At 73.8% G+C, this 22,593-nt stretch carries 24 protein-coding genes; 17 read left to right on the top strand and 7 right to left on the bottom strand.

Going from position 1 to position 22,593, the window contains the following annotated elements; all coding sequences use genetic code 11:
* Positions 1-105 precede the first annotated feature (105 nt).
* Together ACFY8W_RS36920 and ACFY8W_RS36915 are read right to left on the bottom strand one after the other, a co-directional pair.
* Positions 106-1,713: a carboxyl transferase domain-containing protein gene (locus tag ACFY8W_RS36920; RefSeq protein ID WP_391115364.1), complete on the bottom strand. Its 1,608-nt coding sequence runs from the start codon at positions 1,711-1,713 to the stop codon at positions 106-108.
* A 450-nt stretch (positions 1,714-2,163) separates the two neighbouring features.
* Positions 2,164-2,955: a BTAD domain-containing putative transcriptional regulator gene (locus ACFY8W_RS36915; RefSeq protein ID WP_391115361.1), complete on the bottom strand. Its 792-nt coding sequence runs from the start codon at positions 2,953-2,955 to the stop codon at positions 2,164-2,166.
* A gap of 305 nt (positions 2,956-3,260) precedes the next feature.
* Between ACFY8W_RS36915 and ACFY8W_RS36910 the strand changes: the two genes are divergently transcribed.
* The 4 genes from ACFY8W_RS36910 to ACFY8W_RS36895 all read left to right on the top strand — a co-directional run bounded on the left by ACFY8W_RS36910 (position 3,261) and on the right by ACFY8W_RS36895 (position 7,643).
* A complete protein-coding gene (locus ACFY8W_RS36910) occupies positions 3,261-3,440 on the top strand; it encodes a hypothetical protein (protein ID WP_391115358.1) in 180 nt (59 codons plus the stop codon).
* A complete protein-coding gene (locus ACFY8W_RS36905; protein WP_391115355.1) occupies positions 3,437-5,698 on the top strand; it encodes a TOMM precursor leader peptide-binding protein in 2,262 nt (753 codons plus the stop codon). Before ACFY8W_RS36910 ends, ACFY8W_RS36905 begins: the two co-directional genes overlap by 4 nt.
* A 93-nt stretch (positions 5,699-5,791) precedes the next feature.
* A complete protein-coding gene (locus ACFY8W_RS36900) occupies positions 5,792-7,000 on the top strand; it encodes a histidine kinase (protein ID WP_391115352.1) in 1,209 nt (402 codons plus the stop codon).
* A 34-nt stretch (positions 7,001-7,034) separates the two neighbouring features.
* Positions 7,035-7,643, top strand: coding sequence for a DNA-binding response regulator (locus tag ACFY8W_RS36895; RefSeq protein WP_384422565.1), 609 nt, complete (start codon positions 7,035-7,037; stop codon positions 7,641-7,643).
* Positions 7,644-7,795: 152 nt separating this feature from the next.
* On the opposite strand, the gene ACFY8W_RS36890 is transcribed toward ACFY8W_RS36895, so the two are convergent.
* The 4 genes from ACFY8W_RS36890 to ACFY8W_RS36875 form a co-directional block, all read right to left on the bottom strand.
* Positions 7,796-9,031 carry an acyltransferase domain-containing protein gene (locus ACFY8W_RS36890; RefSeq protein WP_391115349.1) on the bottom strand — a complete coding sequence of 412 codons (1,236 nt, stop codon included), beginning with the start codon at positions 9,029-9,031 and terminating at the stop codon, positions 7,796-7,798.
* Positions 9,032-9,142: 111 nt separating this feature from the next.
* Complete coding sequence (locus ACFY8W_RS36885) at positions 9,143-10,882, bottom strand: AMP-binding protein (protein WP_391115346.1); 1,740 nt, start codon at positions 10,880-10,882, stop codon at positions 9,143-9,145.
* A gap of 121 nt (positions 10,883-11,003) precedes the next feature.
* On the bottom strand, positions 11,004-11,228 hold the full coding sequence (locus tag ACFY8W_RS36880) for an acyl-CoA carboxylase epsilon subunit (protein WP_391115344.1): 225 nt from the start codon (positions 11,226-11,228) through the stop codon (positions 11,004-11,006).
* Between the two features lie 273 nt (positions 11,229-11,501).
* Positions 11,502-12,104, bottom strand: a complete 603-nt coding sequence (locus tag ACFY8W_RS36875) for a hypothetical protein (protein ID WP_391115341.1) — start codon at positions 12,102-12,104, stop codon at positions 11,502-11,504.
* Between the two features lie 211 nt (positions 12,105-12,315).
* Between ACFY8W_RS36875 and ACFY8W_RS36870 the strand changes: the two genes are divergently transcribed.
* From ACFY8W_RS36870 to ACFY8W_RS36835, 8 genes are all read left to right on the top strand, one after another.
* Positions 12,316-12,555, top strand: a complete 240-nt coding sequence (locus ACFY8W_RS36870) for a hypothetical protein (RefSeq protein WP_391115338.1) — start codon at positions 12,316-12,318, stop codon at positions 12,553-12,555.
* Positions 12,556-12,708: 153 nt separating this feature from the next.
* Positions 12,709-14,418: an acyl-CoA dehydrogenase family protein gene (locus ACFY8W_RS36865; RefSeq protein ID WP_391115335.1), complete on the top strand. Its 1,710-nt coding sequence runs from the start codon at positions 12,709-12,711 to the stop codon at positions 14,416-14,418.
* 33 nt (positions 14,419-14,451) lie between these two features.
* Positions 14,452-15,216, top strand: coding sequence for a 4'-phosphopantetheinyl transferase superfamily protein (locus ACFY8W_RS36860; protein WP_391115332.1), 765 nt, complete (start codon positions 14,452-14,454; stop codon positions 15,214-15,216).
* A gap of 139 nt (positions 15,217-15,355) precedes the next feature.
* Positions 15,356-16,147, top strand: coding sequence for an alpha/beta fold hydrolase (locus ACFY8W_RS36855; RefSeq protein WP_391115330.1), 792 nt, complete (start codon positions 15,356-15,358; stop codon positions 16,145-16,147).
* A gap of 27 nt (positions 16,148-16,174) precedes the next feature.
* Entirely contained in the window at positions 16,175-16,999 is an 825-nt protein-coding gene (locus ACFY8W_RS36850) for a BTAD domain-containing putative transcriptional regulator (RefSeq protein WP_391115327.1), read from the top strand.
* Between the two features lie 41 nt (positions 17,000-17,040).
* Positions 17,041-17,301 (top strand): acyl carrier protein, encoded by a 261-nt coding sequence (locus tag ACFY8W_RS36845; protein WP_384422563.1) that lies wholly within the window; start codon positions 17,041-17,043, stop codon positions 17,299-17,301.
* Positions 17,302-17,344: 43 nt separating this feature from the next.
* Positions 17,345-17,734, top strand: coding sequence for a SchA/CurD-like domain-containing protein (locus ACFY8W_RS36840; RefSeq protein ID WP_391115325.1), 390 nt, complete (start codon positions 17,345-17,347; stop codon positions 17,732-17,734).
* Positions 17,731-18,183: an anthrone oxygenase family protein gene (locus tag ACFY8W_RS36835; protein ID WP_391115322.1), complete on the top strand. Its 453-nt coding sequence runs from the start codon at positions 17,731-17,733 to the stop codon at positions 18,181-18,183. Before ACFY8W_RS36840 ends, ACFY8W_RS36835 begins: the two co-directional genes overlap by 4 nt.
* A 75-nt stretch (positions 18,184-18,258) precedes the next feature.
* On the opposite strand, the gene ACFY8W_RS36830 is transcribed toward ACFY8W_RS36835, so the two are convergent.
* Positions 18,259-18,639 carry a SchA/CurD-like domain-containing protein gene (locus ACFY8W_RS36830; protein WP_391115320.1) on the bottom strand — a complete coding sequence of 127 codons (381 nt, stop codon included), beginning with the start codon at positions 18,637-18,639 and terminating at the stop codon, positions 18,259-18,261.
* A gap of 160 nt (positions 18,640-18,799) precedes the next feature.
* Here ACFY8W_RS36830 and ACFY8W_RS36825 point away from each other — a divergent pair, with 160 nt between their 5' ends.
* From ACFY8W_RS36825 to ACFY8W_RS36805, 5 genes are read left to right on the top strand one after another with little or no spacing between them, the layout of a single operon-like run.
* A complete protein-coding gene (locus tag ACFY8W_RS36825; RefSeq protein ID WP_391115317.1) occupies positions 18,800-19,135 on the top strand; it encodes a TcmI family type II polyketide cyclase in 336 nt (111 codons plus the stop codon).
* Complete coding sequence (locus ACFY8W_RS36820) at positions 19,132-19,569, top strand: cupin domain-containing protein (protein WP_391115315.1); 438 nt, start codon at positions 19,132-19,134, stop codon at positions 19,567-19,569. The genes ACFY8W_RS36825 and ACFY8W_RS36820 overlap by 4 nt, the downstream gene beginning before the upstream one ends.
* On the top strand, positions 19,566-20,840 hold the full coding sequence (locus ACFY8W_RS36815) for a beta-ketoacyl-ACP synthase II (protein ID WP_391115314.1): 1,275 nt from the start codon (positions 19,566-19,568) through the stop codon (positions 20,838-20,840). Before ACFY8W_RS36820 ends, ACFY8W_RS36815 begins: the two co-directional genes overlap by 4 nt.
* A gap of 13 nt (positions 20,841-20,853) precedes the next feature.
* A complete protein-coding gene (locus ACFY8W_RS36810; RefSeq protein WP_391115311.1) occupies positions 20,854-22,077 on the top strand; it encodes a beta-ketoacyl synthase N-terminal-like domain-containing protein in 1,224 nt (407 codons plus the stop codon).
* Positions 22,078-22,122: 45 nt separating this feature from the next.
* Positions 22,123-22,587: an SRPBCC family protein gene (locus tag ACFY8W_RS36805; RefSeq protein WP_391115308.1), complete on the top strand. Its 465-nt coding sequence runs from the start codon at positions 22,123-22,125 to the stop codon at positions 22,585-22,587.
* Positions 22,588-22,593: the final 6 nt, after the last annotated feature.

Raw genomic sequence — 22,593 nt, 5'->3', positions numbered from 1 at the left:
GCCCGTCGCCCGGGTCGGTCGTACCGCCTGCCGTTCGTGATCCGGACATGGCGGCGGGGTCGCCGACCCTTCGGGCGGCGACCCCGCCGGGGTGCGGGCCGTGCGTCACATCGGCGGGTTGCCGTGCTTGCGCTCCGGGAGGGCGGCGTGCTTGCGGCGGAGCATGGCCAGGGAGCGGATCAGGGTGCCGCGGGTGTCGGCGGGGTCGATGACGTCGTCGACCAGACCACGCTCGGCGGCGTAGTAGGGGTGCATCAGCTCGGACTTGTACTCCTTGATGAGACGGGTCCGGGTCGCCTCGGGGTCGTCGGACGCGGCGATCTCGCGGCGGAAGACGACGTTCGCCGCGCCCTCCGCGCCCATCACCGCGATCTCGTTGGTCGGCCAGGCGAACGAGAGGTCGGCGCCGATCGAGCGGGAGTCCATGACGATGTAGGCGCCGCCGTACGCCTTGCGGAGGACCAGGGAGATGCGGGGCACGGTCGCGTTGCAGTAGGCGTACAGGAGTTTCGCGCCGTGCCGGATGATGCCGTCGTGCTCCTGGTCGACGCCCGGCAGGAAGCCCGGCACGTCGACCAGCGTGACGAGCGGGATGTTGAAGGCGTCGCAGAACTGCACGAAGCGGGCGGCCTTCTCCGAGCCGTGGATGTCGAGGACGCCGGCCAGCGCGGTGGGCTGGTTCGCCACGATGCCCACCACATGGCCGTCCAGGCGGGCCAGCGCGCACACCACGTTCCGCGCCCAGGCCTCGTGGACCTCGAAGAAGTCGCCGTCGTCGACGATCTCCTCGATCACGGCACGCATGTCGTACGCCTGCTGGGATCCGGCCGGGACCAGGGAGGTCAGGGCGTCGGTGCGGCGGTCCGCGGGGTCGTCGGTGCGGACGGCCGGGGGCAGTTCGCGGTTGTTCTGGGGGAGCAGGGACAGCAGGTGGCGGACGTCGGCGAGGCACTCGGCCTCGTCGTCGTAGACGAAGCCGGACACTCCCGAGACCCCGGCGTGCACGTCGGCGCCGCCGAGGCCGTCATGGGTGATCTGTTCGCCGGTCACCGCCTGCACCACGTCCGGGCCCGTGATGAACATCTGGGAGGTGCCCCGCACCATGAACACGAAGTCGGTGAGGGCGGGCGAGTACGCGGCCCCGCCCGCGCACGGGCCCAGGATCACGCTGATCTGCGGGATCACCCCGGAGGCGCGGGTGTTGCGGCGGAAGATGCCGCCGTACCCGGCGAGTGCCGTGACGCCTTCCTGGATCCGGGCGCCCGCGCCGTCGCTCAGGCCCACGACGGGCGCGCCCGCCGCCTCCGCCAGGTCCATCACCTTGTGGATCTTCTCCGCGTGGGCCTCGCCCAGGGCGCCGCCGAAGACGCGGAAGTCATGGGCGTACGCGAAGACCGTGCGGCCGTGGACCAGGCCCCAGCCGATCACCACGCCGTCGCCGTGCGGCTTGCGGGCCTCCAGGCCGAAGCCCGCGGCGCGGTGCCGACGCAGTGGCTCGATCTCGGTGAACGTGCCCTCGTCGAAGAGCAGTTCCAGCCGCTCGGGCGCGGTGAGCTTGCCCTTGGCGTGCTGGCGCCGGGTGGCCTCGGGGTCGGGGCCCCGGCTCAGTTCCTCCTTCAGGCGTTGCAACTCGTCGGTGGAGCGGCGCAGATCGGGTTCGGGAGGGGAAGCTGGTGCGGGACTGTCGGCGAGGAGTTCGTCGAAGGTCGTCATTGCGGCACCGTAGGGGCCCGTACTCGAAGCCCCCGGTACCTCCCCTGGAGAACCGCTCGACCGGCCTTTCCCGTCGGAGGGACGGCCGCCCCACGCTCGACCGACCTGTCCCCTCGGAGGGACGGCCCGCCGCACGCGCGGCCCGCCCGCCCTCGGAGCGACGACGCGCCGCCCGCGCAATTGGCCCGCCCGCCCGCCCAGCTGGCTTGCGCCCGCCCGCCCGCCCGGCTGGCTTGCGCCCGCCCGCCCGCCCGGCTGGCTTGCGCCCGCCCGCCCGGCTGGCTTGCGCCCGCGCGACCGGCCCGCCGCACGCGCGGCCCGCCTGCCCTCGGAGCGACGGACGCGCCGCCCGCGCGACCGGCCACCGCCCACCCGCCCGGCCCCCGCCTGTGCGACCGGCCACCGCCCGTGCGACCGGCCCGCCCGCGTGACCGTCGGCCGGCGTCGTGCTCAGTCCGCCGTCGCCGCCCGGAGTGCGTGGTCCGGGTCGCCGGAGAGGACCGCGCGGTGGAGTTCCTGGAGCGCGGCCGAGGGTTCGAGGCCGAGTTCGCTGACGAGCGAACCGCGCAGCCGCTGGTAGGCCTCCAGGGCCCGCCAGCTGCCGCCCGTGCGGTGCAGGGCACGCATGAGCTGGGCGCAGAAGCCCTCGTGGAGCGGGTGGCGGGCTGCGAGGACCCGGAGCTCGGGCACCACCTCGGCGTGGCGGCCGAGCCGAAGGTCCGCCTCGATCCGGCGTTCGAGCGCGGTGGTGCGCTGCTCGTTGAGCCGCAGCACCTCCAGTTCGAGCACCGACCCGGCGGGTACGTCGACCAGGGCCGGCCCCTGCCACAGCGCGAGGGCGCGGCGCAGCAGCTCGGACGCGGCGCGGTAGTCGCCGACCTCGAAGGCGGTGGCGCCGGCCGCGGCGAGCCGGTCGAACTCGTGGGCGTCGACCCGGCCCGGCTCCACCTGGAGCAGGTAGCCGCCGAACCGGGTGACCAGGATGTCCTTCGCGTCGCGCCGGTCGCCGTCGAGGGCGGCGGTGAGGCGGCGGCGCAGCTGGAGGATGTACGTCTGCAGCGTCGTGGAGGCGCTGCGGGGAATGCACTCGCCCCAGATCTCCTCCATCAGCGTCGGCACCGACACCACTCGGTCGGCGTGCAGGGCGAGCAGGGAAAGCAGTTGGCGGGGCTTGGCGGCGCTCGGCACCACAGACACACCGCGTTCCTGTGCGGCGAGCGACCCCAGGATCTGGATGTCCATTCGGCTTTCTCCCCCTTGGGCCACGGCCGTCGGCGTCCCCGTGACGGCCCGTTCGGAGTCCGGCACTCGAGACTCGCACCGGAGCCGCTCGCGGCCCAGTGAGCGGAGCACGACCCCAATCATGAAAATGTCATGTCTCGCCGATGAGTGCTGCACTGCCGGAGGTTCCAGTTCCGACAGCAGACTCTGGCCAGACGCCGAGGCCGGTTCCGGTTCCTCGGCGCGGACGGTTCCGAGCGGGTGACGTGTCTCGTCTTCGCACTGCCGCGTCCGCCCGCCCACTTCGTTCATCACTGGGGGCACACATGAACATCACCGAAGACATCCTTCGCCTCATTCCGTCGGAGAACCGGACCGCCGAGTCCGGGCCGGCCGGCGGGCCGCTCGAGGAGATCCTGGTCGAGAGCCTCAGCCGTACCGACGGCGGGCGCGCGAACTGGTGCATGTGCATCTCGTCCGCGTTCGACGCCCGGGTGGGTGCGTGACCGAGGCGCAGAGCCCGGCCCGCGGCCCGTTCGTGGCGCTCAAGCGCCACGTGCGGGCCGTGTCGGTCCCGGGAGAGGCGGTGTTCGTGTGGTCCGACCAGGACATGACCGCCGTGCGCGGTGCCGGCGCGGAAACCCTCCTCGGTCTGCTCGACGGCAGCCGTACCCTGCCCGAACTGCTCCAGGACGCCGCGGCGGCCATGCCGGCCGACGTGGCGGGCCGGGTGGTGCGGCGGCTGGCCGAGGCCAACCTCGTGGGCTACCGCCACGACGGGCCCTGCCCGGGCGACCCGGCCGAGTGCTCGGCCGAGCGCTCCGCGGCCGAGGCCTACTGGGACCGCGCCGGTCTCGACGGCGCGGTCGCCGACGGGGCGGTGCGCGGCCGGGCGGTGGCGGTGATCGGTGTCGGTGAGGTGGACGGCGAGGCGGCCCGGGCGGCGTGCCGGGCCTCGGGCGTCAGCCCGGTCGGCGAGGACGCCGACGCCGACTTCGCCCTCGTGCTCTGTGAGGACTATCTGATGCCCGGGCTCCGGGAGGTGGCGGAGCGGTTACGGGCCGCGGGCCGGCCGTGGCTCCTGGCCAGTCCGTTCGTGGCCGAGCCGTGGACCGGCCCGGTCTTCGACCCGCACGGCGACGGCGCCTGCTGGACCTGTCTGGCCCACCGGCTGCGCGAGCACCGCCGGGGCGAGCTGGCGGTGCGGCAGGCCCTGGGCCTCGACCGGCCCGGTGCGCGCCCCGCCTCCTCGCTGCCCGCCGTACGGGCCGTGGGCCTGCACAGCGCCGTCCTGGAGACGGCCAAGTGGCTCGCGGGTCTGCGCACTCCGGAGCAGCGCGCGGTGTGCGTCCTGGACGGCCTCACCCTGCGCACCGCCCACCACCCGGTGCGGCGTCGTCCGCAGTGTCCTTCCTGCGGGGATCCCTCGCTGGTCGCCGAGCGGACCCGGCGGCCGGTGGTGCCGGTGTCGCGGCCCAAGGCCGAGGGCTCGGGCAGCAACGACCGGGCACTGTCCGCAGAGCAGATGCTGGAGCGCTACGGCCATCTGATCGGCCCGGTCACCGGCATCGTGACCGAGGTCCGCCCCATGGCCGGGCTTCCCGAGGGCCTGCACGCCTACGACTCCGGGCACAACCTGGCCCTGCGCGGCCACTCGGCGGCGAGCATGCGGCGGGTGCTGCGGGCGCGCAGCTCGGGCAAGGGCGCGACGGCGGCCGAGGCCCGGGCCAGCGCGCTCTGCGAGGCGGTGGAACGTTACTGCGGGACCCGCCAGGGCGACGAACCGACGATCACCGACACGCTGGCGGGGCTCGGCGAGAGCGCCGTCCACCCCAACGCGTACCAGCTGTTCCACGAACGCCAGTACGCCGACCGGGCCCGCTGGAACGCCTCGCACACCCCCTTCCACCACGTGTGCGCGCCCTTCGACCCGCGGCGGCCCACCGACTGGACGCCGGTGTGGTCGCTCACCGCCGGCGCCCACCGGCTGCTGCCCACCTCGACGCTGTACTTCGACTGCGCGGCCGGCGGCTCACCGGACGGACTGTGGGCCGACTCCAACGGAAACGCAGCGGGCAGCAGCACCGAGGACGCCGTCGTGCAGGGCTTCCTCGAACTCGTCGAGCGGGACGCGGTGGCGCTGTGGTGGTACAACCGGCTCCGCGTGCCGGGCATCGACCTCGACGCGTTCGACGCGCCGTGGCTGACCGGACTGCGCGAGGCCTTCTGCCGGGCCGGCCGCCGCGTCTGGGCCCTCGACCTCACCTCCGACCTCGGGATCCCCGTCGTGGCGGCGGTCTCCCGGAGCGCGGACGCCGAAGTCCCCGACACCGTCTACGGATTCGGCGCCCACTTCGACCCGCGGCTCGCGCTGCGCCGGGCGCTCACGGAGATGGTCCAGATGCTGCCGCACGCCGCCGCCGGAGCGGCGTCGCCCACCCCCGAGCAGCCCCAACTCCTGCCCGATCCCGGGCAGTCGGCGCACACGCCCGCGTCCTGGCGTCCGTACGTCCGCAACGACGACCTGCTCGCCGACGTCGAGGCGGTCCGCGGCCTCGTCGCGGCGCACGGCATGGAGCTGCTCGTGCTCGACCAGACGCGGCCGGACGTCGGCATCCCGGTCGTGAAGGTGATCGTGCCCGGACTACGTCACTTCTACGCCCGGTTCGCGCCGGGAAGGCTGTTCGACGTACCGGTCAGGCTCGGGCAACTGGGCCGGTCCACGCCCTACGAGGAGCTCAACTCCGTCCCGCTGGCCTTGTAGTTCGAGGGAAGCGGCGGACTGGTCCCGGATCCGGCGGGTGTCGGATTATAGTTCGGACTCGCACACTCCCGACATCCATGCGAGGAGTCGAACATGGCGGGCCGTTTCCGGGCTTCGGACAACGACCTCATCAGGGATCTGCTGGCGCCGAGGTTCGCCCAGGGGATCAGCACGGTGGTCTTCGCGGGATACGGCGTCGTCACCCTGCTCAACGTCCAGAACGCGGTGTCGAGCACGCTCGGGCTCGTCCTGTGTACCGTCGCCGTGGCGGCGCTCTACACCCTGCAGATCCTGCTCACCTCGCCCCGCGCCCGCCGGTGGTCCGGCCGGCGCAGGGCGGCCATCCTCGTCACCCAGGTCGCCCTCACCTTCGGGCCCATGGTGTGGCTGGGCATCGCCTGGGGAAGCATGGCGGGACCCCTCGCCGGATCGATTCTCCTGATGCTTCCCGGCCGGATCGCCTGGCCCTGCTACGGCGCGGTCCCGCTGGCCATCCTCGGGTGGTCCGCCAGCGGCGGGATCTCGGCGCTCGAGACGGGCTACTACGCCGTCTCCACCGCGCTGACCGGCCTGGTCATCTACGGACTCACCCGGCTCACCGACCTCGTGCGCGAAGTGCACGAGACCCGTGCCGAGATGGCCAGGATGGCGGTCACGCAGGAGCGGCTGCGGTTCGCGCGGGACCTGCACGACCTGCTCGGCTACAGCCTCTCCGCGATCACCCTCAAGTGCGAGCTGATCCACCGGCTCACCCCGGTCAACCCCGAACGGGCCCGCGAGGAGGTCGAATCGGTGCTCGGCGTAGCCCGGCAGGCGCTCGCCGACGTACGCCTGGTGGCCAGCGGCTACCGTGACATGTCCCTGGCGGCGGAGGCCGAGTCGGTGGCGGAGGTGATGGCGGCGGCCGACGTGGAGACGAAGGTGGACGTCGACTGCGGCCGGCTCCACCCGTTGGTGGACACCGTGCTCGCCACGGCCCTGCGCGAGGGCGTCACCAATATGCTCAGGCACAGCAAGGTGCAGTCGTGCGTCGTCACGGTGCGGATCGAAGGAGAGGCAGTGCGGCTGGACCTGGTCAACGACGGCGTGGTCGCGCAGGACCGGCCCGACTCCCCCGACCGCGGCAGCGGTCTGGGCAACCTGCGCACCCGGCTCGCCGCGATCGGCGGCGAGATGCGCACCGGGGTCCTCACCGGGAACCGGTTCCGGCTGACGGCGATCGCCCCGCTCAGGCCGCCCAAGGGCGAGGACGCCGAACCGCTCCTCGGCAGACGCGGGGACGCGGGCAGACAAGCCGTCTGAGCGCACACAGGACACATCGGGGGAGCACATGCTGCTGATCAAGATCCTGCTCGCCGAGGACGTGCACATGGTCCGGGGCGCGCTGGTCGCGCTGCTGGAACTGGAGCCGGACCTCCAGGTCGTCGCGTCGGTCCCCCGAGGGGACCTCATCGTGCCGTCCGCACTGGAGTCCCGCCCGGACGTCGCCGTCATCGACATCGACCTGCCCGGTGTCGACGGGCTCACCGCGGCGGCCGAGCTGCACGACCGGGTGCCGGACTGCCGCACCCTCATCCTCACCAGCCTCGGCAGACCCGGGACGCTGCGGCGGGCGATGGCCGCGCGGGTGTCCGGCTTCCTGCTGAAGGACTCCCCGCCGTCCCGGCTGGCCCAGGCGGTGCGTTCGGTCGCCTCGGGGCAGCGGGTCATCGACCCCGAACTCGCCCTCAGCGCCTGGGAGGCGCCCGACAACCCGCTCTCCCCCCGCGAGACCCAGGTGCTGCGGCTCGCGGCCCGCGGCGCCGACGCCGTGGAGATCGCCGACCACCTCTTCCTGACCCAGGGCACGGTACGCAACTACCTCACCGCCATCGTCGACAAGCTCAACGCGCGTAACCGCATCGACGCCATCCGCATCGCGGAGGAGGCCGGCTGGATCCCGTAGGGGGTTTCGCCGACCACGCCGGGCCCGCGGCCTGACCGACGAGACATCCCCGGAGCCCTCCGGCACATCGGCCCGTCCGGAACATCAGCCCGTCCGGCGCATCGAGGCCGGACAGGCCAGGAGGCCGGCCGCTCGCCCGCTCCCAGGCGCGGTCAGCTCTCCGCCAGCGGGCCCGCGTCGAGCTTCGACAGCACGCCTGCCAGGTGCACCGCGTCGCTCTCCGGGCCCCGGCACGCCGCCAGACAGTCGGGACCCCGCGCCCCGGCGATCCGCCGCAGGAACGGCGTGAGCACCGCCCGCGGCCCGATCTCCACCACATGGCTCGGACCCTGCTGCGCGAGCATCCGGCGGGCCGCGTCGGCGAACCGCACCGGCGTGGTGATCTGCGCCGTCCAGTACGCCGTCGTCAGCGGCTCGTCGTACTCCCGGCCGTACACCGTGGAGTAGTAAGGCAGTTCCGGCCGGCCGCCCGTCACGTGCCGGGCCGCCGCCTCGAAGCGGGGCGTCATCGGCTGCATCAGCGGCGACTGGAAGGCGTGCTGCACCTGGAGGAAGGTGCTCGCGATGCCGACGGCGGCCAGCCGTTCCCGCACCCGCTCCAGGCCCGCGACCGGCCCCGAAAGCACCGTGGCGCGCGCCGCGTTGACCGCGCCGATCGTCACCTCCGGCTCTCCCGCCGCCGCGTCGGCCGCCTCGAACGGGCTCGCGCAGGTCGCCATCATCCCGCCGCCGGACGGCAGGTACTGCATGAAGGCACCGCGACAGCACACCAGCCGGGCGGCGTCGTCCAGCGCCAGCGCACCGGCGACCACGGCCGCGGCGAGCTCGCCGATGCCGTGGCCGAGTACGGCCACCGGGCGCACGCCCTCCTCCTCCACCAGCGTCATCGCCAGCGCGTAGCCGACGGCGAACAGGGCCGGCTGGGTCAGCGCCGTCTGGTGCACCCGCTCGTCCCCGTCGAGGATCAGCCCGGCCACCGAGCGCCCCAGATACGGGGCCACGGCCTCGTCCACCACGGCGAGGTGGCGCCGGTAGGCGGTGAGCTCCCGGTGCAGCCCGGCGGTCATCCGGGGATGCTGGGCGCCCTGTCCGGTGAACACGAACGCCGCCCGCACCCGCCCCGAGTTCCGGCGCATCCCGTGCCGCATCGCCAGGTAGTGCGCGAGGTCGCGGACGGTCGGATGGGTCCACACGTCCGCCGGGTCGAACAGCGGGCCGAACTGCTCCTCGATCTCCCCGCACAGGCTGAGCAGGGCCACCGAGTCCAGACCCCAGCCGGACAGGTCCTCGTCGTCGCCGACCTCCCGTCCCGCGTAGCGGCCGATCCGCTCGGTGAGCCAGGCGGCGAACTCCCTCTCGCCGGGCTCGCCCGGTGCCTTTCCGCTCATGTCTTCCCCCTGCTCAGTGGTCCTTCCCGCCGACGGCCGTCCGCCGGCCAGGTTCGCCCGCCGCTCGCGGCGCGGGCCCGCCGCCCCCCGTTTCCGTACGTGTCGCCCGCCCTAGCTCCGGCGCGGGCCGGCCGCTCCCACCAGGTCGTCGGCCAGGTACTGGTGCAGGGGCCGCAGACCGCCGCTCAGGAACAGCCGGCGCATCGCGACCCGCTCGACCTTTCCGCTGCTCGTGCGCCGGACGGTGCCCGGGCGCACCAGGAGCACGCCCGCGACCGCCACCTCGAACTCCTCGCTGAGGCAGCGCCGTACGTCCGTCACCAGCTCCTCCAGGTCGAGCGAGTACCGCTGGCTGGTGCGCAACTCCTGGACCACGACCACCCGTTCGCGCTCTCCCGGGACGGAGAAGGCGGAGCCCGTGCCGAACAGCGAGCTGACCCGCTGCACGGTGCGCTCCACGTCCTGCGGGTAGAGGTTGCGGCCCGCGACCATGATCACGTCCTTCAGGCGGCCCGTGACGTAGAGCCGGCCGTCGGCCACCGTGCCGAGGTCGCCGGTACGCAGCATCCCGCCCGTCCCGTCGGCCGTCACGGCGCCGAAGCGCTCCGTGCTCGCCGAGCGGTCGCGCCAGTACGCCGTGGCGATGCCCGGACCGCCGACCCAGATCTCGCCGACCTGCCCGTCCGGCAGCACCCGGCGGCTCTCCGGGTCCACGATCAGAACCCTGCCGGCCGCCGCGTCCACCCTGCCGCACGACACCAGGGTGCGGGCCGGCCGCCCGGGCCGCGCCTCGCGCACCAGGCCCTGCTCCAGGGCCTCGGTGTCGGCCGTCCGCTCGCCGTCCGCCGACGGGCCGCCGGAGACCAGCAGCGTCGCCTCGGCCAGGCCGTACGCCGCGTGCATCGCCTCCGGGCGCAGGCCCGCGGCCGCGAAGCGCTCGGTGAACGCCCGCCGTGTCCTGGCGCACACCGGCTCACCGCCGGAGATCGCGACCCGCCAGCCAGACAGGTCGAGCCCGGCCAGCTCCTCGTCCGTGACCCGGCGCGCGCACAGGTCGTACGCGAAGTCCGGGGCGCCGCTCACCTCGATCCCGTACCGCCCGATGGCCTCGAGCCAGCGGGCGGGGCGTCGGACGAAGGCCTCCGGCGACAGCGTGACGGCGGTCGCGCCGAGCCACAGCGGATGCAGCAACTGGCCGACCAGGCCCATGTCGTGGTGGAACGGCAGCCAGCCGCCGATCCGCGAGTCCGGCCCCGCGCCGAGCAGCCGGGCCAGCGCCTCCTGGTTGGCGAGGAGGTTGCGGTGGGTCACCACCACGCCGTTCGGGCTGCCGGTGGAGCCGGACGAGAACTGCAGGTACGCCACCGCGTCCGGGTCCGGGTCCGGCAGCCGCTCGGTGCCCGTCCCGGCGACCGCGTCGGCCGCGAGGCAGGGCACCGAGCCGTGGCCGTGCCGGGCGAGCAGCCGGGAGACGTCCGGGGCGAGCGACGCGCAGGTGAGCGCGGCCCGCGGGGAGGTCTGCCGGACGATCCCGGCCACCCGCTCCTCGTGGTGGCTCCGCCCGTCGTAGGGAGGAACCGGCACGGCGACGGCCCCGGCGTACAGACACGCCAGGAACGACACCGTGAACTGGCTCCGGGACTCGTGCAGCAGCAGCACCGGCTCCCCGGTGGCGCCGTCGGCGATCAGCCGGCCGGCGAGCCGCCGGGCCTGGGTGTCGAGCGCACGGTACGAGACCGTGGCGGGGCGACCGCGTTCGTCGCTGTCCGGCAGCATGAGCAGCGCGGTGCGCTCGGGTGTCCGCTCGGCTCTGTCGATCATCAGTTCGGTGAACGTGCGATAGTCGCTCATTCCGGCCCCCTGCGTGTCGTACGGGCGCTGACGCCCCCGACGTCGGCGCCCGTTTCACCCGCCACTCGACCGTAGGTACGACGTCTAGAAGCGCACTCGACCGCGGCTGGGCCGGGCGGCGTCAGTGACCCGCGGTCCATCCGACCCGCGGCCGCGCCCGCCGCGCCGCTCCCCACGGCGCCCGCGCCGCCCCGCCCGTCGTCTCCTCGGCGTCGGCCTCCGCCCCTGCCGCACCCGCCGCACGCAGTCTGGCCAGCAGCACGGCCGTCACCGCGGCGAGCTCCACGGGGTCCGGCCGCCCCCGCACGACGACGAACGCCGGCTGCGTCTTCTCGGTCTCGTCCATGCCCCGATGCTTGGCGCGGGTGCTCGAGAAGTCCTCGGGGGAGGGTCGGGGGCGGGGGCCGCGAAGGCGCCGTGGCTCCGGCCGCACGTACCACCCGTACCGCCTGAACCGCCCGAATCGGTCGCGCCGCCGCCACCCGTATGAGCCGCGCCGCCGCCCGTATGAGGCCGCGCCGCCGTGCCGCTCGTGCCACTCGTATGAGCCGCGCCGCCGTGCCGCCCGCATGAGCCGCGCCGCCGTGCCGCTCGTGTCGGCCGTGCGGCCGTGCGGCCGTCAGAGCGCGGTCAGCGGCCTGGCGAGGTCCTCCGTCAGGCGGGCCATGGCCGCGAGGCGGGTGCGGGCCGTGCGCCAGGCGGTGCTCGCGCGCATGCGGTCGTCGGCCGTGGGGTCGTGCCACCACAGCAGGCCCGTGTAGGCGAACGGGTCGGTGACCGAGCGCAGGAGCAGGCTGCCGCCGAAGGAGTCCTCGGCGACGCACAGGCCGACCAGGGAGCCGAAGTGCAGCTCGAAGCGTTCCGGGTCGGCTGCCCGGTCCACCGTGGCGCGCAGGAAGACGAGCCGGTCCGCCTCGGCGGGCGTGCCGTTCGGCGCCATCCGGCCGACGGTGACCAGGAGTTCCGTCTCCGCCTCCGCGGGCGGGACCGCCGGATCCTCGTGCGTCGCGCGCAGCAGGCGGTCGAGGCCGGTCCAGCGGTCGAGGTGGACGTAGCGGCCGGGGCGCCCGGTCAGGGCGGCGGTGACCCGGGACACGAAGCCCCTGCGGATCTCCCGGCGGCGGGCGTACGCGAGGAGTTCCGGCTCGAACGCCCCGGGCGGCGCGGTGGTGGCGAAGCGTCCGACCACGGTCAGTTCAGGCTCACGCTCGCGTGGGTACACCGCCCGGCCCCCCTTCTCGTCCCGGTGGTGCCTGCGGTCCAAGGCATCCGATCACACACCGCTCGAGTACCGCTCGAGCACGGTCGGGGCCTGTCCGGCGGATCAGCGCCGGACAGGTCCTCAGGCCCGCGCGCACGAGAGTTCCTCGAGGATCCACCGAGCCGCCGCGGCGATCGTGGCCTTTCCCGAATCTCAGAAGGGACGGCACGACATGCCCGCAACCGGAAACAGCGACCCCGTCGCCACCCGAGTGCTCCTCGGGCGGCTCGCGCGGTCGGTGTGGACCTCGCTGGTGGCCTACGGCTCCATGTGGGTGCCCGTGGACCAGAACCCGCTCTGGCAGCAGTACCTGCAGGGCAGGGACGCGGACCCGCGGTCGACGGACCCGACGTCCACGCCCGGCGGAAGCGACGGAAACGATTCTGACCGGAAGACCTTGAGCGCGAATTGAGCGATGCCCGCCGAGCGGCGGGCAGCACCGGAACAGCACACAGCACACAGCACACAGCACAGAGCACGCGGCACACAGCACGCGGCACGGGCACGACGGGCGGCACGGGCACGACGCCGGGCCCCGTGGGCGGGACCAGGACGGAGGGATGGCATGACGACGGTGGTGGACCCGGTGGACTCCTCGGAGGTCGCCGTCCAGGAACGCATCGCCCGGCTCGAACACGACTTCGGCGACCTGGACGACCCGGGCAACCCGCTCGGCGCCCAGCAGTTCCTGGCCGCCGACGAAGCGCAGCGGCTGCTGCCGGCCGCCGAGCGGCTGCTCGACGCCTTCGGCCTGAACGCCGAGTTCGTGCCCGCCGAACTGGGCGGCAGGCTCGACCGGCTCGACGCCCTCGCCCGGGTGCTGCGCGTGGTGTTCCGCCGCGACGCGGCGCTGGGCCTGGGCTACGGCCTCACCTCGTACCTGGCCGGCGTCGTCGTGTGGACGGCCGGCACCCCGGGCCAGCGGCAGGAGGCCGCCGGACTGCTGCTCGCCCAGGGCCGGATGGCCTGCGCCTATCCCGAACCGCCGCAGCGCAACGACTTCCTGCGCAACCGGCTCACCGCCGTGCCCGACGGCGCCGGCTACCGGATCGGCGGCCGCAAGGAGGCCCTGAACAACGGGGCCCGCGCCGGCGCCCTCGTCCTCTTCGCGGACACGCCCGACGGGCTGAGCGCCCTGCTCGCGCCGGGACCCGCGCACCCCGACGGCGCCGGCATCCGGCTGCTGCCGCGCCGCCCGACCGTCGGCGTGCGCGGCTGCACCGTCCAGGGGCTCGCCTTCGACGGCGACCGGCCGGCCGCCGGGCGGCTGCTCGGAGCGGCGGGCGACGGGACCCGGCTCGCCGAGCACGTCTTCCCGCTCACCCGCAGCGCCGGACTGTCGATGGCCCTGGGCTGCGCCGACACCGCCCTGCGCACCACGACGGCCTTCGCCCGCTCGCGGCGGCAGCGCAGCCCGTCCTCGCTGCACTCCTCGCGCACCCGCACCGCGCTCGTGAACGCCTTCACCGACCTGCTGGTGTGCGACTGCCTGTCGCTCGTCGCCACCCGGGCGACGCACGTGCTGCCCCGGGAGAGCCGGACTCTGGGCGCCGTCGCCAAGTACCTGCTGCCGATGATCCTCACCGAGACGATGGACGACCTGTCGATCGTGCTCGGCTCCGAGGCCTATGCCGCGAACGGGACGTACGCGATCTTCCAGAAGACCGCGCGCGACCTGCCCATGCTCGGCCTGGGCAGCGCCGGCGCCTCGGCCAGCAGGGCCGTGCTCGTCGCGCAGCTGCTGCGGCTGCCCTCCCTCGCCGGGGCCGGGGACGAGGGCGAACTCGCCCGGCTCTTCCGGCCGTTCGACGCCGCGCTGCCGCCCTGCACGGTGTGGGAGAACGGGCTGCCCGCCGAGCGGGACTCGCTGCTCGGCTCCCTGGAGGAGTCGGCGGGGCACGCCGAAGGCCCGCTCGCCGAGGCCGCCGGGGTGCTCGTGGCGCAGCTCGGCGTGCTGCGCGAGGGCTGCGCCGAACTCGCCGCCCGGCCGGTCGGAGAGCAGCTCGGTCCGCGTGCCTACGCGCTGGCCGACCGCTACGCGCTGCTGGTGGCGGGCGCCGCCTGCCTGGGCGTCTGGCGCCACCGCCCGGCCGGCGGCTTCCTCGCCGATCCGGACTGGGCGGCGACCGCGCTGACCCGCGTGGCCGGCCGGCTCGACCGCTCGGCGGTCCGGATGCCGGCGGAGTCCGCCGACCACCTGCTCGCCGAGCTGCTCCACCGCTTCGACGACGCCCGCAGCTACGACCTGTACGCGACCGCGCTGGGGCGCTCGTGACCGTACGTACGGCGTGAACGAGGGAGGTTCGACATGGAGCAGCCGGTGCGGCACCGCGGGGGCGGGGGTTCGTGGGAGGAGGTGCGGGACGCGGTCGCCGTGCGCGGCAGCTGTGTGGTGTACGCGGACGTCGACGACTGGGTGCCCGCGGACGTCGGTGCGCCGGAGCTCGCCGCCGACCTGGGGGCGGACGACCACGCGCGCCTGGTCCGGATGCCCGCCTCGCGCAACCGGGACCGGTTCGTCGCCGCCCGGCTGCTGCTCAAGTCCGCGGCGGGCGCGGTGTTCGGCGCCCCGCCGCGCGAGCTCGAACTGGCGTACAAGCCGGGCGGCCGCCCGTATCTGCGGGGCATCGACCAGCTGGAGATCGGCCTCAGCCACACCGAGGGCCTCCTGGTGGTGGGCCTGACCAGGGTCGGCCGGATCGGCGTGGACACCGAGCCGGCCGACCGCCGGATGCTGGAGCTCGGCACCGAGCACAAGGCCTGCACCCCGTACGAGCTGGAGTGCCTGGAGGAGGTGCCGCCGGAGCGGCGCAACCGGGACCTCGTCCGCCTGTGGACGCTGAAGGAGGCCTACAGCAAGGCCATCAGCCAGGGACTGAGGTTCCGTTTCACCGAGTTCGGGTTCAGCCCGCCCGGCGGGCCGATCCGCATGCTGCTGCCCGACGGGACGCCCCGTGCGGGCCGGGAGTGGACCTTCCACAGCTGGCTGGTCGAGGACGCCTACACCGTCAGCGCCGCAGTGAAGGACCCCGGCTTCGGCGAGGGCACGCCGTCTGGCTCCAGCGCCAGTTGAGCGATGACCGAGGCTCTGCGGTGACCCTCTCTTCGCGCATCTGACCGAAAAGGTGCGGCGCAGGAACGTGCGGCCGGGATCCGGCCGGCCGGTGCGGTGCAGGAGCGCGCCGAAGAGTGCGGCGACGAAGGGGGATCGGGTGCAGCGCTATCTCGCGGTCCGGCCGGGGCCCGCCAGTGACGGGGTCCGGCTGTTCTGCTTCCATCACGCCGGCGGGGGCGCCATGACCTTCGCCGGCTGGCAGCGGCGTATCGGCCCCGGCGTGTCGGTGCTGCCGGTGCGGCTGCCCGGCCGGGAGTCCCGGCGGCGGGAGGAACGGATCACCGACGGCGCGCGTCTCGTCGCGGAGCTCCAGGAGGACCTGGGCCCGCTGCTCGACGAGCCGTACGCCTTCTACGGGCACAGCCTGGGGGCGCTCGTCGCCTACCGGTTCGCCGAGCACCGGGTGCGCGCCGGGCGGCGCCCGCCCGAGCTGCTCGCGGTCGGCGCCTGCTCGGCGCCGCAGCTGCCCGCGCCGATCCTCGAGACCCTGCTCAGCCCCGAACTCCCGGACGAGGACCTGATCACGGCCCTCGGCGACAAGGAGTCCATCCCGGCTCCGCTGCGCAACCGGATCGGCTGGCTCGCCGGGACGCTCGCGACCCTGCGCACCGATCTGCTCCTCGCCCAGGACCTGCGGTCCACACCCGTGACCGCGCTGCCGTGCCCCGTCGAGGCCTTCGCGGGCGAGGTCGATCCGCTGGTCTCCGCGCCCGAGGTGCACGCCTGGCAGGAGTGCACCACGACCCGATTCCGGCTGCGGACCGTCCGCGGCACGCACTTCTTCGTACGGGGCCGTGACGTGCCCCGTGCGATGGGGGAGGCCCTGCGGGCCCCTGTGACAGGACCTGACGCGGCGCGCCCCGGCACGGCGCCGCACCAGGCCGGCTGATCCACGTAACCCGAAGGAGAACCGCGCATGGACATCAGCGTGCTAGGCCCGTTCCGGGCCACCCTGTCCGGGGTGCCGGTGCACCTCACGGCGGTCAAACCGCGCAAGGTCTTCGCGCTGCTCGCCCTCCAGGCGGACGAGGTCGTCTCGGTGGCCTCGCTGGTGGAGGAGGTGTGGGGCGAGCATCCTCCACGCAGCGTCCAGACCACCCTGCAGACGTACATCCTGCAGATCCGCAACGCCATAGGGGCCGCGCTCGGCGACGGCACCGAGGGCGAGTCCCTGCCGAACGGCGCCAAGAGCGTGCTCGTCACCGAGCCGGGCGGATACCGGCTCGACATCCACGGCGGTCTGCTCGACGCCCATGAGTTCGACGCGCTGTCCTCGGCCGGGCACCGGGCCCTCCACCAGGGCGACTGGCCCGGGGCCTCCTCGTACTTCGGCCGGGCGCTGTCGCTGTGGCACGGCCGCGCGCTGGCCGACGTCCAGTGCGGTTCGCTCCTGGAGGTGGAGGCCACCCGGCTCGACGAGTCACGGATGAGCGTCCTTCAGCGGCGGATCGAGGCAGACCTGAGGCTGGGGCGCCATCATGAGCTCGTCGGCGAGCTCTCCGGGCTCGCCGCGCGTCATCCCCTGCACGAGGCGGTGCACGAGCAGCTGATGCTCGCGCTGTACCGGGTCGGGCGCCGCAGCGACGCCCTGTCCGTCTACCGGCAGCTGCGCCGCTGCCTGAACCAGAGCCTCGGGCTCGACCCCTCGCCCAGCGTCGAGCACCTGCACCAGGCGGTGCTCGACTCCTCGCCGCGGCTGGACCTCGAACCCACGGGGCCGCAGCTGGCGAGCGCCAAGTGACCGGCCCATCGAACGAATCGAGAGGAAGCATCGTGACTGACATGAACCTGTCCGAGCTGGGGGCGCTCCTGCTCGAGTGCGTCGGCGCGCCCGAGGAGGGCATGGCGCTGGAGGGCGAGGAGGCCCTCGACACCCCGTTCCTGGAGTTCGGCTACGACTCCCTCGCCCTCCTCCAGGCCACCAGCGTGATCAACCGCACCTACGGCATCGTCCTCGACGACGACGCCGTCATGGAGGCCGAGACCCCGCGGATGCTGCTCGCACTGATCGGGACGGCGCCCCGGGCCGGCGCGGTCCGCTGACCGCGGGCCCGGTACGACCGACGAAGCCGACGGAGGAGAACCGATGCCCTACGCAGCCATCACCTACCGGGTCAAGCCCGGCCACGAGGAGGAGATCGCCAGGATCTTCGGCGAGTTCCAGAGAGTCGACACGCCCGAGTTCACCGGCGGCGACGGCGAGCAGGCCGGCCGGCTGCTCGGCACGGCCGTGTTCGTCAAGGACGACGTCGTCGTCCGGGTCATCCACTACGAGGGCGACTTCGCGGCCATCGGCCGGCACATGGCCGCCCAGCAGGGCGTCCACACCGCGGAGGCCGCGCTCGCGCCGTACCTCGCCGAGCCGCGCGACACCAGCTCGCCCCAGGCGTTCGCCGCGTACTTCCGCGACGCCACCATGCGCACCGTGGCCCAGCTGACCGTGGACACCCACCCCTCGGGGGCCCGGGCGTCATGACCGAGGTGCTGGCCGTCGCGGCCGTGCTCGGCAGCGGTGTCACCGCCGGAGTGCTGTTCGCCGTCGCGCTGAGCGTGCTGCCCGCGCTGTTCGCGATGGACAACGGCACCTACGTGCACGCCCACCAGCTGCTCGGCCGCAACTGGGACCCCACGATGCCCGTCATCGTCCTGAGCAGCACCCTGGTCGACGGCGTGCTCGCCGTGGCGGCCGACGGCGCCGCCCGCGCGCTGTTCTCGGCCGCCGCGGTGCTGCTCCTCGGCGTGTCCGGGGTGTCCCACCTGTGCAACGTCCCCATCAACCGCCGCGTCAAGGCGATCACCGACCCGGCGGTCATCCCGCCGGACTGGGAGGACCCGCGCCCGCTGTGGCGCCGCTGGCACTACCTGCGCACGGCCCTGGCCGTCGTGGCCCTGGTGCTCAACGCCGCGGCCATGACCACACTCTGATCCCCCGTCACACCCATCAGGCCGCACTCCCGGGAACCCGGGGTGCGGCCTGACGGGTGTGGGGGAATGGAGCCGTCACGCCGGCGCGGGCAGGTCCCGCACCGAGATCTGGGCGACCGTGGTCAGCAGGCTGCGCCGGAAGGTGGCCACGAAGCCCTCGACCGTGTCCGTGTCCCGGGGCCGGCTCAGATACGGCTTCAGCTTCCGCTCCACCTCGCGCACCCCCGGCTGCGCGGCCATGTGCCGGGCCACGGCCTCCAGGTCGCCCGTGTACTCGATGACCCGGACCAGCGTGTCGTCGCGCAGGAACACCGCGGTCGCCAGGATCGTTCCGGCCTGCTCGCCCGAGGCGTCCTCGACCCGGCTGCTCCGCACCCGCTTGAAGTCGCCGAAGATCGCGGCGAGCTCCTTCTCGTACCCCGGCTTGATGTCGTACGTGATGGCTGCGAACGGCATGCCCGTGCCCTTTCCCTCGTCTGCGGTGTCTGCGGTTCCCGCCAGGCAAGCCCGACCGGCTCGCGCCGCGCTCGAAGTCCCCTCACTGGAGAGGACTTCGAGCGGCCCTCCAGACCCCGGTGCGACGTTCTCCCGTGACCACCGACCATCGGGAGGACCCGTGCACCGCACTCTGATCGTCGCCAAGCTGCGGCCGGACAGGACGGACGACATCGCGAGGATCTTCGAGGAGTCCGACGCCACCGACCTGCCGCACATGATCGGCGTGAGCCGCCGCACGCTGTTCAGGTTCCACGGCCTGTACTTCCACCTGGTGGAGGCCGACGAGGACATCGGCGCGAACCTCTACCGCGCCCGCAGCCACCCGCTCTACGACGACATCAACACCAAGCTCGCCGCGTGCGTGGAGCCCTACGACCCGGACTGGAAGGAACCCAAGGACGCGATGGCCACGCCCTTCTACATCTGGACCAAGGACGGAGGGCGGATCCAGTGACCACCGCCATCACCCGCACCGTGAAGGTGGCCGCCGACGAGGTCGAGGCCAACACCAAGCGCGGCGGGGACATCCGCACCACCCTCAGCCCCAAGACCGTCGGCTGCACCTCCGGCTTCGGCGGCGTCATGACCCTGGAGCCCGGCGACTGGGTGACCGAGCACTACCACCCGTACTCCGAGGAGTTCCTGCACGTCGTCGACGGCACCCTGGAGATGACCCTGGACGGCCGGACCGCGGTCCCGCTCGGCCCCGGCGACTCCCTGCTCGTGCCCATCGGCGTCCGCCACCGGCTCGTCAACACCGGCGACACCACGGCCCACTGCGCCTTCCACCTGTCGCCGCTCGCGCCGCGCCCCGAGCTCGGCCACGTCGACACCGAGCCGGCGCAGCGCCCCGAGCAGGCCAACCCGGACGTGGGCGGTGCCCGGTGACCCGACGTGCCGTCATCACCGGCATCGGCGCGGTCGTGCCGGGCGGGGTGGGCCGGGAGGCCTTCTGGCGGACGCTGTCCGAGGGCCGCACGGCCACCCGGCGGATCACCCTGTTCGACCCGGCGAAGTTCCGCTCGCAGGTCGCCGCCGAGGTCGACTTCGACCCGGCGGCCGCCGGCCTCACCGCCCGGCAGATCCGGCGCATGGACCGGGCCGCCCAGTTCGCCGTGGTCTCCGCCCGCGAGGCCGTCGCGGACAGCGGCATCGAGCTGTCCGCCCTCGACCCCGGCCGGATCGCCGTCTCCCTCGGCAGCGCCGTCGGCTGCACCATGGGCCTGGAGGAGGAGTACGTCACCCTCTCCGACAGCGGCCGGCAGTGGCTCGTCGACCACGAGTACGGCGTCCCGCACCTGTACGGCTACATGGTGCCGTCCACGCTCGCGGTCGAGGTGGCCTGGGAGACCGGCGCCGAAGGCCCGGTCGCGCTCGTCTCCACGGGCTGCACCTCCGGCCTCGACTCCGTCGGGCACGGGGTGCAGCTCATCGAGGAGGGCACGGCCGACGTCGTCATCACCGGCGCCACCGACGCCCCGATCTCGCCCATCACCTCCGCCTGCTTCGACGCCATCAAGGCGACCACCCCGAACAACGCCGACCCGGAGCACGCCTCCCGTCCCTTCGACGGCGAACGCGACGGCTTCGTGCTCGGCGAGGGCGCCGCCGTCATGGTCGTCGAGGAGCGCGAGGCGGCCATCGCCCGCGGCGCCCGCATCTACGCCGAGGTCGTCGGCTTCGCCAGCCGCAGCAACGCGTACCACATGACCGGTCTCAAGCCCGACGGCCGGGAGCTGGCCGAGGCCATCACCGTCGCCCTCGACCGGGCCCGGCTCGACCCCACCGCCGTCGGCTACATCAACGCGCACGGCTCCGGCACCAAGCAGAACGACCGCCACGAGACGGCCGCGTTCAAGCGCAGCCTCGGCGCGCACGCCTACGACATCCCGGTCAGCTCCATCAAGTCGATGGTCGGGCACTCGCTGGGCGCGATCGGCTCCATCGAGGTGGCCGCCTGCGCCCTGGCCCTCGACCGCCAGGTCGTGCCGCCCACCGCCAACCTCAGGACCAAGGACCCGCTCTGCGACCTGGACTACGTGCCCGTCACCGCCCGGGAGCACGCCATGGACACCGTGCTCACCGTCGGCAGCGGGTTCGGCGGGTTCCAGAGCGCCATGGTCCTCGCCCGGCCCCGCGCGGCCCGGGCCGCCGCGTGAAAGGGGAGTGACCATGACGACCGTCGCGAGCGCCCCCGTCGTCACCGGGCTCGGCATCGTCGCGCCCACCGGCATCGGCGTCGAGGCCCACTGGGCCTCGGTGCTCGCCGGCAAGTCCGGCATCGGACGCATCGGACGCTTCGACCCGAGCCCCTACCCGGTGCGGTACGCCGGACAGGTGCCCGGCTTCGACACCGCCGAACGCGTGCCGGGCCGGCTCATCGTGCAGACCGACCACTGGACCCACCTCGCCCTCGCGGCCGGTGAGGCCGCCCTCGCCGACTCCGGCGCCGACCTCGGCGCCATCGGCGAGTACGAGATGGCCGTGGTGACGTCCTCGTCCTCGGGCGGCACCGAGTTCGGCCAGAAGGAGATGACCGCCCTCTACCAGCACGACCCCGGCTGGGTCGGCGCCTACCAGTCCATCGCCTGGTTCTACGCCGCCACCACCGGACAGCTGTCCATCCGGCACAAGATGCGCGGCCCCTGCGGCGTGCTCGCCTGCGAGCAGGCCGGCGGACTCGACGGCATCGCCCAGGCCCGGCGGCTGCTGCGCGGCGGCTCGCGCCTGGTCGTCAGCGGCGGCACGGACGCCTCGCTCTGCCCGTACGGCCTGACGGCCCAGCTCACCACCGGCAGGCTGTCCACCGTCCCGGACCCGGAACGCGCCTACCGGCCGTTCACCGCCGAGGCCTCGGGCTACCTGCCCGGCGAGGGCGGCGCGATCCTCGTCCTGGAGACCGCCGAGGCCGCCGCCGAGCGCGGCCTGGGCACCGGCTACGGGCGGGTCCTCGGCCACGCCGCGGGCTTCGACCCGGCACCCGGCTCGGGCCGGCCGCGCGCCCTGCGCCGTACCGCCGAACAGGCCCTCGCCGACGCCGGACTCGGCCCCGCCGACATCGACGTCGTGTTCGCCGACGCCGCCGGCCTCGCCGCCGACGACCGCGACGAGGCGGAGGCCATCAGCGCCGTCTTCGGCCCGCGCGGCGTGCCCGTCACCGCGCCGAAGACGCTCACCGGCCGGCTCTACGGCGGCGGCGCGCCGCTCGACGTCGCCACCGCGCTGCTCGCGCTGCGCGAAGGCGTCATCCCGCACACCGCGCACGTCCACGAGCCCGCCCCGGGCCTGGACATCGACCTGGTCACCGGGGCCCCGCGGGAGCGGCGGCTGCGCCACGCGCTGGTCCTGGCGCGCGGACACGGCGGCTTCGCCTCCGCCCTGGTGCTCGGCCGCTGACCTCCCCCGCAGACGAACCGCAGACGACGGACCTACGGAGTTCCCATGGCAGGACACACCGACAACCACATCGTCATCGACGCCCCCATGGACGTCGTGTGGGACATCACCAACGACGTCCCGGGCTGGCCGAACCTGTTCAGCGAGTACGCCTCCGCCGACGTGCTGGAGCGCGACGGCGACACCGTCGTCTTCCGCCTCACCATGCACCCCGACGAGGACGGCAACGTGTGGAGCTGGGTCTCCCGGCGCACCGGCGACCCGGCCACCCGCACCGTGCGCGCCGAACGGGTCGAGACCGGTCCCTTCGAGTACATGCGCATCTTCTGGGAGTACACCGAGGAGCCCGGCGGCGGCGTCCGGATGCGCTGGGTGCAGGACTTCCACATGAAGCCCCAGGCCCCGGCCACCGACGAGGCGATGACCGAGCACCTCAACGTCAACACCAAGGTGCAGATGAGCCTCATCAAGGAGCGGGTCGAGGCCGCCGCACGGGCCCTGACCCGCTGAGGAGCA

The organism is Streptomyces sp. NPDC012637 (assembly GCF_042954805.1).
Classification (GTDB): domain Bacteria; phylum Actinomycetota; class Actinomycetes; order Streptomycetales; family Streptomycetaceae; genus Streptomyces.
Note: the sequence above shows the minus strand (reverse complement) of the source record. Positions and strands in the feature narration are given on the sequence as shown.

Coding starts and splice junctions, on each gene's coding strand:
- ACFY8W_RS36920 (WP_391115364.1), bottom strand. CDS start 1,713: ATGACGACCTTCGACGAACTCCTCGCCGACAGTCCCGCACCAGCTTCC.
- ACFY8W_RS36915 (WP_391115361.1), bottom strand. CDS start 2,955: ATGGACATCCAGATCCTGGGGTCGCTCGCCGCACAGGAACGCGGTGTG.
- ACFY8W_RS36910 (WP_391115358.1), top strand. CDS start 3,261: ATGAACATCACCGAAGACATCCTTCGCCTCATTCCGTCGGAGAACCGG.
- ACFY8W_RS36900 (WP_391115352.1), top strand. CDS start 5,792: ATGGCGGGCCGTTTCCGGGCTTCGGACAACGACCTCATCAGGGATCTG.
- ACFY8W_RS36890 (WP_391115349.1), bottom strand. CDS start 9,031: ATGAGCGGAAAGGCACCGGGCGAGCCCGGCGAGAGGGAGTTCGCCGCC.
- ACFY8W_RS36885 (WP_391115346.1), bottom strand. CDS start 10,882: ATGAGCGACTATCGCACGTTCACCGAACTGATGATCGACAGAGCCGAG.
- ACFY8W_RS36880 (WP_391115344.1), bottom strand. CDS start 11,228: ATGGACGAGACCGAGAAGACGCAGCCGGCGTTCGTCGTCGTGCGGGGG.
- ACFY8W_RS36870 (WP_391115338.1), top strand. CDS start 12,316: ATGCCCGCAACCGGAAACAGCGACCCCGTCGCCACCCGAGTGCTCCTC.
- ACFY8W_RS36865 (WP_391115335.1), top strand. CDS start 12,709: ATGACGACGGTGGTGGACCCGGTGGACTCCTCGGAGGTCGCCGTCCAG.
- ACFY8W_RS36860 (WP_391115332.1), top strand. CDS start 14,452: ATGGAGCAGCCGGTGCGGCACCGCGGGGGCGGGGGTTCGTGGGAGGAG.
- ACFY8W_RS36850 (WP_391115327.1), top strand. CDS start 16,175: ATGGACATCAGCGTGCTAGGCCCGTTCCGGGCCACCCTGTCCGGGGTG.
- ACFY8W_RS36845 (WP_384422563.1), top strand. CDS start 17,041: ATGAACCTGTCCGAGCTGGGGGCGCTCCTGCTCGAGTGCGTCGGCGCG.
- ACFY8W_RS36840 (WP_391115325.1), top strand. CDS start 17,345: ATGCCCTACGCAGCCATCACCTACCGGGTCAAGCCCGGCCACGAGGAG.
- ACFY8W_RS36835 (WP_391115322.1), top strand. CDS start 17,731: ATGACCGAGGTGCTGGCCGTCGCGGCCGTGCTCGGCAGCGGTGTCACC.
- ACFY8W_RS36830 (WP_391115320.1), bottom strand. CDS start 18,639: ATGCCGTTCGCAGCCATCACGTACGACATCAAGCCGGGGTACGAGAAG.
- ACFY8W_RS36810 (WP_391115311.1), top strand. CDS start 20,854: ATGACGACCGTCGCGAGCGCCCCCGTCGTCACCGGGCTCGGCATCGTC.
- ACFY8W_RS36805 (WP_391115308.1), top strand. CDS start 22,123: ATGGCAGGACACACCGACAACCACATCGTCATCGACGCCCCCATGGAC.